This is a genomic window from Bifidobacterium pongonis, from assembly GCF_019331805.1.
GTDB lineage: Bacteria > Actinomycetota > Actinomycetes > Actinomycetales > Bifidobacteriaceae > Bifidobacterium > Bifidobacterium pongonis.
In genome coordinates, this window is the sequence record NZ_JAHBBE010000046.1 from 1 (window position 1) to 12,070 (window position 12,070).

At 58.7% G+C, this 12,070-nt stretch carries 9 protein-coding genes; all 9 read right to left on the minus strand.

From position 1 onward, the window contains the following. Positions 1-429 precede the first annotated feature (429 nt). Entirely contained in the window at positions 430-1,500 is a 1,071-nt protein-coding gene (locus KIH75_RS09270) for a CTP synthase (protein WP_219056433.1), read from the minus strand. A gap of 1,049 nt (positions 1,501-2,549) precedes the next feature. Further along, positions 2,550-3,158: a type 4a pilus biogenesis protein PilO gene (gene pilO / locus KIH75_RS09275; protein WP_219056434.1), complete on the minus strand. Its 609-nt coding sequence runs from the start codon at positions 3,156-3,158 to the stop codon at positions 2,550-2,552. A gap of 41 nt (positions 3,159-3,199) precedes the next feature. After that, positions 3,200-4,249 (minus strand): hypothetical protein, encoded by a 1,050-nt coding sequence (locus KIH75_RS09280; protein ID WP_219056435.1) that lies wholly within the window; start codon positions 4,247-4,249, stop codon positions 3,200-3,202. Then, positions 4,246-5,292, minus strand: coding sequence for a type IV pilus assembly protein PilM (gene pilM / locus KIH75_RS09285; protein WP_219056436.1), 1,047 nt, complete (start codon positions 5,290-5,292; stop codon positions 4,246-4,248). Before pilM ends, KIH75_RS09280 begins: the two co-directional genes overlap by 4 nt. Positions 5,293-5,314: 22 nt before the next feature. Continuing rightward, on the minus strand, positions 5,315-6,151 hold the full coding sequence (locus tag KIH75_RS09290; RefSeq protein WP_219056437.1) for a prepilin peptidase: 837 nt from the start codon (positions 6,149-6,151) through the stop codon (positions 5,315-5,317). Positions 6,152-6,155: 4 nt separating this feature from the next. Further along, complete coding sequence (locus KIH75_RS09295; protein WP_219056438.1) at positions 6,156-8,552, minus strand: hypothetical protein; 2,397 nt, start codon at positions 8,550-8,552, stop codon at positions 6,156-6,158. A 73-nt stretch (positions 8,553-8,625) separates the two neighbouring features. Further along, positions 8,626-9,903: a type II secretion system F family protein gene (locus KIH75_RS09300; protein WP_219056439.1), complete on the minus strand. Its 1,278-nt coding sequence runs from the start codon at positions 9,901-9,903 to the stop codon at positions 8,626-8,628. A gap of 110 nt (positions 9,904-10,013) precedes the next feature. Next, positions 10,014-10,541 (minus strand): type IV pilin protein, encoded by a 528-nt coding sequence (locus tag KIH75_RS09305; protein ID WP_219056440.1) that lies wholly within the window; start codon positions 10,539-10,541, stop codon positions 10,014-10,016. Between the two features lie 374 nt (positions 10,542-10,915). Continuing rightward, the gene (locus tag KIH75_RS09310; protein ID WP_219056441.1) at positions 10,916-11,359 is read right to left on the minus strand and encodes a type IV pilin protein; all 444 of its coding nucleotides are present in this window, start codon (positions 11,357-11,359) and stop codon (positions 10,916-10,918) included. Positions 11,360-12,070 lie beyond the last annotated feature (711 nt).

Consider the following 12,070-nt stretch of genomic DNA (forward strand, 5'->3'; position numbering starts at 1 on the left):
CTTTGCCCCTCTCTTTACCGAAATCGGACAAAAATCGCCCTATTCTGTCCGATTCCGGTATGAACTTGCGTCCCTCCCTTCCTTCTTCTCTCCCTTTCAAGTCCCCTCATACCGAAATCAGACAAAATCGGGCGATTTTTGTCCGATTCCGGTAACAAGCACGGGCTTTCCCATCAACACCCTCTCCATGTCCATTCTGTGCCCATTCCGTGCTCTTCAAGACACATCCTCATACCGAAATCAGACAAAAACAGCCCAAATCTGTCCGATTCCGGTAAAGAGAAAGGGATAGGAAAAGGACCGGGATGAGGGCTCACAGGACTCATACCGAAATCAGACAAAATCCACCCAAATCTGTCCGATTTCAGTAAGAGAGGGATAGGAAAGGACAGGAAGGAAAGATCGAAAGGCAAGAAGACCCCACCCCGGCTAGTCCGGCAAGAAACGCATCGGATTGCTCACCCTCGGCACGCCAAGCTCAAGAAGCTCCGTGAGCAACCGCTTCGGCTCCACGATGTCATCGTACGTCGCATGAACCACCGCATCGACCCCAGCACGTTTCAACAAACCATCACGCTCGATCTGCGCCGACACCACGGCCGCTATATCGCGCCGCCCCGTCATCTCAGGATCCACGAATTTACGCATGCCGTCATACTCAAGCACGATAATCCTGCCATCCTCGGTCTCCCACAAACAGTCCGTTCGAGCGGTGTTCGCCGAATCCAGCGGGTCGACGAACACGCGCTGCAGTTCAGGAGGCACCAAGCCATATTCAATAAGCACTGCGCGAAGCAGCGATTCGCCGCCGTTCTCGCTTAACGGATCCGCATAATCCAGCAACTTCAAAACCGGACTGCAATCGTATGGCAGCGCATCGCATTGCGCGAGAATCTCATCGGCGGTGACAATCTCGCTACGCAACGCGGAATCGATAACCGGCAGCATTTCGCGGAACGAATACTGCAAACCGCAATCGACTATCGTTCGCGCGGGCGATGTGGCTCGCAGAGTCGTACACGACATGGTTTTCTCGCAGAAAATCCTGGTCGAGGGGTAAAGACCGCACTGCTCATGATGGGATGAAGGCGAGGCCGGCACTTCCAAATCGAGCTGTTGTTCCGGAATCGAACGCATATAAACGCCAACGAGCGTGCCACGGCGGAATCCGTGCATGGTGCTGGCTATTTGGATTTCCTTTCGACGCAGAAGATCCCATGGTATTTCGAGCCCGTATAATGCGGCTGCGGTCAATCCCGCGAAAATGCGTTTCGGATAGCGCATCGACATGGTGATGGTGAGATGGCGGTATTGCTGCGCTGGATCCAGAGTTTCCCAATGCGTTCGCGGCGCGTAGACATTGCATGACAGGCGAATCATGCTGCCGTTCTGCGCCTGGCGTAGTAGCGCCCGCTGCATGGTTGGCGTTGTGCCGAAGATGCAGCATCCGCGCTGCTCCGCGTGTGAGATGAGAATCGGTAGTTCTTGTTTCGTGCTCATGATTCGACCGTAAGCAAGGGCTGCGTGCTTGTCTATCGAAATCGAGGGCTGTGGTCGGGACCCCCTTGGCCGGGCGTGTTGTGGATAACTCGGTTGTTTGGGATTTGCCCGCTGGCTGATTCGTACCACTTTCAGACAGAATCCGGCTGTTTTTGTCTGATTTCGGTAAAGGGAGAGCCGGGGGGGCGAAGACGGACAGAGTGAGCGAGGGCGGGACTCATACCGGAATCGGACAAATTTGGCTTGTTTTTGTCTGATTTCGGTATGAGGGTGCGTCTTGAAGAGTGCGAAACAGGCATGGAACAGACAAGGAACGGGCGCTGACGGGTAAGCCCGTGCTTGTTACCGGAATCAGACAAATTTGGCTTGTTTTTGTCTGATTTCGGTATGAGGGGACTTGAAAGGGAGAGAAGAAGGAAGGGAGGGACGCAAGTTCATACCGGAATCGGACAGAATAGGGCGATTTTTGTCCGATTTCGGTAAAGAGAGGGGCAAAGCCTGGAAAAAAAGAGAGGACAGGCAGGACGGACGAGGAGCGGGCGGGACTCATACCGGAATCAGACAAATTTGGCTTGTTTTTGTCTGATTTCGGTATGAGGGGACTTGAGAGGGAGGAAGGGAGGGAGTGTGTTCGTTACCGGAATCGGACAGAATGGGGCGGATTTTGTCTGATTTCGGTATGAGGGGACTTGAAAAAGAGAGAGGGAGGAAGGGAGGGACGCAAGTTCATACCGAAATCGGACAGAATAGGGCGGATTTTGTCTGATTTCGGTAAAGAGAAAGCCGAGTGGATGGAGGGTCCACTCGGCTTTGTGGTTAGCCACGCGCCAGCGTCAGCACAGCGCAAGCCACGCACCAGCGCAAGCCACGCACCAGCGTCAGCACAGCGCAAGCCACGCACCAGCGCAAGCCACGCACCAGCGTCAGCACAGCGCAAGCCACGCACCAGCGTCAGCACAGCGCAAGCCACGCACCAGCGTTAGCCACGCACCAGCGTCAGCACAGCGTTAGCCACGCAGCAGCGCAAGCCGCACACGCGGCGCGAGCTGCTAGTTGGCCTTGTTTTCGGCGGAGGAGCCGCTGAGCATCATCGACCAGATGTCGCATTCGATCACGACGCTGTTTCTGCTGTCGTCGCCGCCGGCGTCGATGCTGTAGGTCACGTTGTTCGGCACCGCGATGCGCTCGATCTTCTGCACGGAGTCGACGAAGCTGCGCATGGCGTCGTAGCTGCCGGACGCGGTGATCGTCAGCGGCACTTCCACCAGGTGACCGGCCACGATGGCTTTCTGCGACTCGGAGGGCAGCGTGGCTTCAACGGCGTCATCGAAGGTCACGGACTTGATGCTCACACCGGAACCGGCGGCCGCACCGTCGAGCGCGGTGATGAACTCCGACTGGTTGAAGTTCTCGGGCAGCTGGCGCTGCAGCTGCTTGAGTCGCGCCTTCTGGATGGTCAGGGTTTCGCTGGCGATCATGAGCTGATCGATTTTCTTCTGCGTCACCTCGTTTTGCGCGTCGATCTGCGCGGTCTGTTCGTCCGCGTTGTGGATCTTGTCGAGGCAGGGCGCCACGCCCGCCATCCATGTGATGAGCATGACCAGTACGATGCCCACGGCAAGGCCGATCCACGCGATCCTATGTTTGTTGATATTCATGGTTATCACCCGTTATTCGTTGAATCGTTGCGGTTGCCGCGTCAGTTGGAGCTGGAGGAGCTGGAGCTGTCACCCGATGATGACGATGATGACGAGGATGACGAGGACGAGTCGGAGCTGGACGCGCTCGCGTTGCCCGCAACCGTTCCGCTCGCCGTGTTGATCAGGTTCTCGCGCAGCCTCTTGAGCAACGCACGGTGGGAGTCGTCGGCGCCTGCGGAGTTGTCGCCTCGCGACGTGGTGTTGTCCGTCAGGTCGATGGACACGGTGCCGGTGTACGTGTAGCCCTGGTTGTTGTCGGATCCGTTGGTGATGGAGCTGACGTCACCGGTCATGTACCCGTTGATCTTGGCGAAGTTCGCGATGAAGTCCTTGGCGGAGATGAAGTCGGGCGACTGCACGGTGAAGTCGACGGAGATCACGCCCTTGGACGCCCACACGGAGGAGGCGCCGTCGCTGCTGGAGGAGCTCTGGTTGTCGCCGCCGAGCTGGTATTCGCTGAGCTGCAGGTTGGTGTATTTGCCCCCGGCGGGCAGTGCGCCGTTGAGACCGTCGGCCACCTTGTACCAGTCGACTTCGTCGTACAGCATGGAGACGCGCGCCACCTGGCTGTCGGCGAGCATGTTCAGCGTGTCTTCGACGTCCTTGTACTTGGCGCGTTCCTTCTGCAGTGCGAGGGATTTTTCCTGCGCTTTGTCGGTGCGATGGTTGGCCATGCTGACCTGCACCATCATGGCGCCGCTGACCACCACGGCTGCGACGATCACGACGGCGAGCACGTAGACGAGCAGGTATTTGATGGCTCGGTCACGGTTGAGCGTGATGATCGATTTCGGCATCAGGTTGGCGCGCATGACCCACTGGTCCGGCGTTTCGGCTTTGCCGCGGCGTTTGGTGCTGCCGCGTTTGAGCGCCTGCCCGATGTCGGAGATGTTCATCGAGAGTAGCGAGGTTTTCTCAACGTCGGAGTCTTCCGCGTCGCCGCCCTTGCCGTTTTTGCCGCGCTTGTTGTTTCCGGTGCTGAATGCTTTGGCTCCCTTGGAACCACCGCTTCGGCTGCGACGGGTCTTTTCTCCCCTATCCTTACTCATCTCGGCCTCTTTCCGATTACCAGTCCGAGCATGGCGGCCACGTCGGTCGCATGCTTCATGATGTCCTGCGTTCTGACTTCCTTGGACAGTTTGAATTTCTCGAACGGATCGCCGATGCGCACCACTTTGCCGGTGGAGCTGGCGAGCACGGACGGGAAGCCTTCGAGTTGGGAGCCGACGCCGGTGAGGATGATGCCTTCGATGGGCGTTTCGGCGTGGTCGGCGCTGTAGTAGTTGAGTGTGTTGCGAATGCCGACGATGAGCTGTGCCGCGGTTTCGCGGATGACTTCTTCGGCTTTTTCGAGCCTCGGATCGCCTACCACGTTTTGCAGGCCGAGTCGTGTTTTGATTTGTTCGGCGTCTTCGAAGGAAATGTTGAGCGCGTTGGCGACGGCGTCGGTCAGGTCGTCGGTGCCGGAGGGCACGACGCGCAGGTAGGCTGGCTTGCCGTGGTCGAGCACGATTACGTCGGTGCTGTTGCTGCCGACGTTCACTACGGCTTCGACTTTGCTCTGGTTGGGGTCGCCGAACAGGCGGGACAGCGCGAATGGCGCGGCGTCCACGGAGGTGATGACGAATCCGGAGTCTTCGAGCACGCGCGCGGTTTTTTCCAAGCCGGCTCGCAGGGTGGCGACGATCAGGCCGTGCAGCATCTGCCCTTGGTCGCTTTCTTCCAGCGAGAGCGGCACGAAGTCGAGCACGGATTCTTCGACCGGCAGCGGGATCATGTTCTTCGCTTGGAAGGGCAGGGTGGCGTGCAGGTCGTCGAGCGCCATGTAGGGGAAGTCGGCTTCGCGGAACACCATGCGTCGGCTGGAGTATAGTAGCGCGGTGTCTTCACGCGGGTATTTGAACCGCTTCACGAGTGTTTCCAACAGCCCCCTGACTGTGGTTTCATCGACTACTTCGCCGTCCACCACGGTGCCGTTGGGCAGCGGGAGGACTTGGAAGTGCTTGATGCTGGGCCGCGCCGAATATGGGTCGGCGATTACCGCCGCGCGTATGGCGTCGTTGGACAACGCCAGTATCGAGATTGCTCTCATGGACTCTCCTTTGTTGTGGGCTCTAGGCGAGACCCGAAATCTGCAGATACCAGTTGGCGATGAACGCTCCGGCAAAGATGCCGATCCAAGCGCCCATTACCATGGATGGACCGAAGGGTATGCCACCGCGCAGTTCGACTTTGCGCATGGCGAGCAGCACGATGCTGATGATCCCTCCGACGATGAATGCGCCGAACGCGCCGACGATGAGCTGCGGCCAGCCGAGCCAGCCGAGTACGAGGCCGAGTACGACGGCGAGTTTGATGTCGCCTCCGCCCATGCTGCCGGCCCAGACGAGCGCGAGCAGCAGGTAGAACGCGCCGAGCGCCACTGCGCCGATGAGCGCGTATACCATGCGCTTCCAGTCGCCGGTGAGGAGCGAGGCGAGTGCGAGCAGCACGGCGGAGATGGCGAGGCTCGGGTAGATGATGATGTTCAGGATGAGCTGATGGTCGAGGTCGATGAATGCCACCACGATGGACATGGCTGCCAGGAAGAACAGTTCCGGCAGCACCCACGGGTCGTAAAAGCCGAATACGCCTCCGGCCATGACGGCGGTGAAGGCCAGTCCGGTGAGGGTTTCGACGAGCGGGTAGCGCGCGGAGATCGGCTCTTTGCAGTTGCGGCATTTCGCGTGCAACACCAGCCATGAGATGACGGGGATGTTGTCGTACCACGCGATTTGCGCTTTGCATTTGGGGCAGAAGCTGCGTTTCGGGTTCACGATGCTGATGTGGTTGGGCACGCGCCAGATGACCACGTTCAGGAATGAGCCGATGATGCAGCCGATGATGAGCGCCGCGACGAGCACGATCACGGTGGTGGCCGTGTCGAGCAGCATGTGGGGTTGTACGGTCATGCGATCACCACCCTGTGTACGTGGCGCTGAGTTCCTTCGACGTCACGTACCCCTTGTAGGAGGAGGGTTCGGGGGTGGTGGAGCCACCGGCACCGCCACCACCGGCACCGCCGCCGGAGCCGGAGCCGTCCCAGTTCACGGAGACGTTCCATTGCTGCGATTTGATGGAGCGGTTGAGATAGTCGGTGGATGCGCCGCGATCCGCCATGACTACGGCGGGCTTGCCGTCGGTTCGGGCGTAGGCGGGTGTGCCATTGATCTTGTCGCCGGGGTATACCTCGGTCAGGCACTTGTCTCCGACCTGGAAGGTGCCTTTGTAGAACTTGTCGGAGGCGTTGGCGTTGTACCGGATGAAGACAGTCGCCGCGCTCTCGTTGTCGGTAAGTTTGACGTTGTCGCCTTCAACCATGAAGTATTTCTTCACACCGTTCACGGTTTTCCAGATTTTGGTCTGGCGCCCGGAACCGTCGGCGGAGGTGTCTTCTTCGAATTCGGCGTGATCGTCGGGTGCGACTTCGTTATGGTCGGCGACCGTGCAATAGTCCGTGGTGTACAGGTCGGAATCCTGTTGCGCGGGGTTGCCGGTCAGTGCCTTCTTATAGCAGTACGGGTTGAAGTCGCCGGATTTCACATGGCAGGTGTCGGTGTAGACGTCGTTGCCGTCCGCCGAGGTGGAGAGGCAGAAGCCGGAGGTCTGGTTGACCAGCTGCTGGGTGGCGGAACCGGCTTCGCCGGCTTGGCCGAAGGATGCGGTGGCGTTTTCCATATCGCCGGCCACGTCGAACCAGGCGGTTACGTCGGCTGCGTAGTTCCACTTCGAAACGCCCAGGAAGCGAACCTTCAGGTTGGCGAAGTCATCGATGTTGGATGCCCAGTGGCCACCGCTCAGATACCGGATGTCCTGCCCGGAGTTCACTGCGGTGGAGACTTCAAGCACCTGGAAGCGGGTCTTCTTCTGCTTCTGCACGCCGCCGACGGAGAAGCCCTGCGATTCGGGGAGCGACGCATCATATTCCGCGGCCTCATCCTGTACCGAGGACTGCTCGTTGAAATAGCCCGCATTGATGAAGCCGTTGTAGAACGCCCACTTCTGGTACTGGTTCAATGTGCTGTTGGGGTCACGCTTCTCCCTCGCCTGCGGACCGTCATCGCCGGTGTTGGTGTAGTAGTCGCTTTGGCCGCTCACATTCACGCCATAAGGGGTGCCGCATTTCTGCAATGTGGCGGGCTTGGCGATACCGCCGCCGATGTTGCCGGAGCTGATGTCCGCACCGGTGACGCACAGCGACATGTCGGAGGAAGGCCTGATGGTGTTGTCGCTCCAATACACCCACGTATTGAGCTTGGCGTATGCGCCGGTGGACTTGCACTGTTCGGTGTAGATCACGGTGCTGTCGCTGCTGCTGGTTTTATGTGCCTGAGGGAGAACGATCAGGGAGGACCCTACCTTCGGTGTACCGTTCGCTTCGACCATCTGGTCCAAGGTTCCGGCCTTGTCGATCACCTTGCTGGTAGCGAGCATGCAGGTCTGGTTCACGGGGTTCATCACGCTGGACGCGGAGATGGGGGTATCCGAGGAACCGGTGGTTCCCGATCCATTGGTGTATTTAACGGCGCCTGTGGGGTTGCCGTCCGTGTCGAAATCGGGAATATCGATGTTCTTCCACGTGGGCTGGTTGTCCATACGCCCGTTGTAGGGGGCTGCGGAGTAGAAGCCCATGCCGGTACGCCCACCACCGATACCAGGCGTAGGTGGTATCGGCGTGCTCTTCTGCTGCTCGAACTTGTACACGGCTCGCATGGCACGCAGCGGCTTGGACTCACTGCCGGTGCGCCCGTCCGGGTAACGGTTGATGTACCCGTAGGATTTGACGACGGCGTATTGCACGCCGCTCAGCCCGCTGGCCGAGGTGATCTGGTGGCTGCCGCTGGCGTCGGGGTCGCCGTCATAGTAGGCGATCTGCACTTTGTATGACATGTTCTGCGACGCGTAGGCGATGGATTTGCTGGTCGCGGTGCCTGCGTTCACGCTGACGTTGTTGAGCAGCACGGTGCTGTCCGCGGCTTTGGTGAACTGCTCGTCCTTGGAGGATTGGCCCGCGTCGGCGGCGGTGGTGGGCAGGAGCGAGGATGCGCTGCCGGAGGCTTCCGCTTCGCGCAGGAAGCTCAGCGCGGCTTCCAACCCGGATTCGGCGGCGTAGCCCGCCTGGGCGTTGGCTTTGTTGTTCTTGTAGGGCAATGCTTGCGAGAGCAGGATGCTGAGTACCAGCGCGGAGGTGGCGAGCACGACCATCACGAACATGACGGCCATGAGCATGGCCGCACCCTGCTCCCCCACTGCGGCGCGCAGCCGCGCCCGGTATTTGCGGTTTAATGCTTTCCAGATCCGCGAATCCTTCATTGTTCCTCTTCCCCTTGTGGTCCGTCAGTGGCCTGTCAGTGGTCCGTCAGTTTGGTTTGCCGGTGTGGTTCCGTCAGGCGGTTGCACCCAACGCATCGAACATGGAGAACATAGGCATGTATAGGCCGAGCACCATGAAGCCGACGACGCCGCCGAGCAGCAGGATCATAAGCGGTTCGAGCAGCGAGGTGAGCTGCTTGGCGATGGACTGCGCTTCCTCGTCGTAGGCTTTGCCGGCGCTGGCGAGCATCTGGTCGATGGCGCCGGAATCCTCGCCGATGGAGACCATTTGGGTGAGCATGAGCGGGAAGACGCTTTCGCTCATCATGCTGTCGGAGAGGCGGTAACCGCGTTCCACGAGCCCGGAGACGCGCTTCGATGCGGTGTCGAGCACGTAGTTGCCGGAGGTGGAGCCGACGATGTCGAGCGCGTTGAGGATCGGCACGCCGGAGGCGAGCATGGAGGAGAAGTTGTTGCAGAAGCGTGCCAGCGCCACATTGGTGTTGAGTTTGCCGAACACGGGCACTTTGAGCTGGAACGGCTCCCACCAGGAGCGGATGAAGTCCTTGTTCCTGTTGCGCTTCCAGAACATGAAGAAGGCCACCAGGCCGACGAGGATTAGCGGGATGGCGACCGGCGCGACTTTGCCCATGGCCACCATGATCTGGGTGATGGCGGGCAGGGTGGCGTTCATGGATTTGTACATGCTGTCGAACATGGGGACGATGGTGACCAGCATCACGGCGACCAGCGCCAGGGCGATGCACAGCACGACCACCGGGTAGGCCATGGCGGATTTGATCTGGCCTTGCAGGCGCACGTCCGCTTCGAAGCTTTCGGCCACGGTGGTCAGGGATTTGTCGAGGAAGCCGCCGGTTTCGCCTGCGCGGATCATGAACACCATGACGGGTGGGAAGATGTCGTCTTCGTTTTCGCTCATGGCTTCGGAGAAGGATGAGCCGGCTTCGATTTTGGAGGCGCATTCCGCCAACGCCGTGCGCAGTTTCTCGTTGGGGGTTTGTTCGATGACGATGTTCAGTGCACGGATGAGGGAGACGCCGGCCGAAACCATGGTGGCGAGCTGGCGGGAGGTGACGGCGAAGTCCTTTTTGGAGGGGAGTTTCGCGAAGCCTTTGAGTTCGATGCTCTTGTTGAGACCGGTGCCTGCGGAGAGGTTCACCAGTTCGGTGGGGATGGCTCCCATCTGGGTGATGCGCGCCACGGCCTGGTCGCGGGAGTTGGCTTCGATGGTGCCTTTCACTTGTTTGCTGCCATCGGGCGTAACGCCTTTGTACCGCCATTTCTGTGCGGTGTTCTGCTGCATGGGCGTTTGTGCTGGTGCTTTGGCCATGAATTTCCCCTCATTGCCGTGTGGCGTATGTGTTCATGATTGGATTGGGTTCGGGTGGGATGTCGGAGGCGGGTTCCGTTCAGCATCCCATCCGAACAGGTGGTTGACGATCAGTCGTCGGGGTCTTCCCTATAGTTGTTGCCGCCGTTGCCGCCGCCCGGATTGGCGGGAGCGGGTTGATCATTCCCTCCCCTTTCCTTGGTGACGGTTCTCCCATCCACTGACGTGTAGATGTAATACCTGCATTTCTTGCTGTTCGCGTTATATGCGACGATCTTGTAGTCTTCTCCACTGTCGTCCAGATAGATGCTCATGCTCACGCCCCGGGACAGGTTGATGGTGCCGTCACCCACTGTGCACGTTGTTGTAGAGGAGAGGCTTCCCGCGCCTTGGCAATCGGTAAGATCCACATTTTCCAGTGAGGACCTGCTGGCTCTGACCGTTTCCATAACCAGGGCCGCGTTCTTGACATCGGACTCGGTGGTGGAGTTCCAGGCGGCAACGCGCTGGTTCAGGTAGATCGGCACCGACACGGCTGCGAGGATGCCGATGATGATGACCACGACGAGGAGCTCAACGAGGGTGAAGCCCTTCTCGCCATTGGCATGACGCTTCATTGTCTGCTGCACGTTGATCATGGGTCTTCCTTCCTGCTCGGTGAAGACCGACGGCGGATCCGTGCCACATACAATTCGGCATCTCCTGCTGGCTCTTCCCCCACGGAATAGCCGGTGGATTCGCCACCAATCCTCATTGCCTGGCCGCCCGACAGTGGACGCCGGCCCCCACTCCTGTTCTCGCGAAGAGGAGTACCGGCTTGCAACCGGTGCCCCCTATTGTTCCCCCGTTCACCGGGGCTGTCAAATCAGCTTGGATATGACGGGATCGCACTGTTCGCCGGGGTGGGAGCCTGAATATGGGCGAAGGTGCCGAAGGTGACAATCACCTTCGGCACCTTCACTACATCAGGATTTCAGCACTTGTTCTAATAGGATCAAAGCCTTATGATCATTCAGCTCAAATCCGCATGATCGCTCTTAGAGATGGAACCAGTGGCGGAACTGTAGGTATAGTTCTTGCACTTGTCACTATTCTTGTTGCTACCCTCAATGGTATAGGTGGTATCACCTTCATTGGCAGTAATCTTAATCGTCACACCATCGGAGACGGTCACCTCGTTGTTATCGTAGATAGCTTTCGTCTCCGTGAGGGTCGTCTCATCGAGCTTCGGAACCTTACCACCATTATTGGTCATGATGGTTTCCATCACGATGGAGGCGTTCTTGACATCGGACTCGGTGGCGGAGTTCCAGGCGGCGACGCGCTGGTTCAGGTAGATCGGGATGGACACTGCGGCGAGGATGCCGATGATGATGACTACGACGAGGAGCTCAACGAGGGTGAAGCCCTTTTCGCCCTTGGCGCGACGCTTCAGCGCATTCTGCATGCTCTTCATATTGGATCTTCCCTCCAATTTCAGCGAGAACCGACGCGAATCCATGTCCCACACAACAGACACACCAGATAGCTCTTCCCCCACGGAATAACCATTGGGATTCACTTCAATTCTCTTTTGCCGAACCGCCCACAAGTGGACGCTCCAGCACCCACTCCTTTTCTTATGAAGAGGAGTACCGGTCCGTGAACCGATGACCCCTATTGTTGCCCTTTTTGCAAGCGTTGTCAAATTGATACCAAGCGCATTTGAGGCAAAACGGGGGATGTGAACGCGCACTTTTTCGCAAACGTTGTACACCGGTTTTCCGATTACTTATTTTCATAAAGTATTTCATTGTTCATTGCCGCTCATCGCCGTTCCCTTACGGGAATCCGACAAACGGCTTAAAACCAAGAAAACATGTCAACGATTGTTGATTAACGCGGTTTATCTTTCTGAAAATACAAAAATGCCGCCCTCGCGCACACCCCCTTCGCACCCCTCCCGGCAGTCCCGAAACCACCCACGAAAAACACCGACCACATTTTCTTCACATGGCGTGTCGTGCGGCTCACCCCATCACACTCCTGCAGCCACCCGAATCGCCCCCAAACCCCTTATATGCCAACGCCTTAGGCGCATCCGCCCGGCATAACCCCGGCATCGCCCCTCCCGGCCAACCAGGCTCCGCAGCCCCCTCTCCCCCACCCGGAGGCACCCGCCCTACAC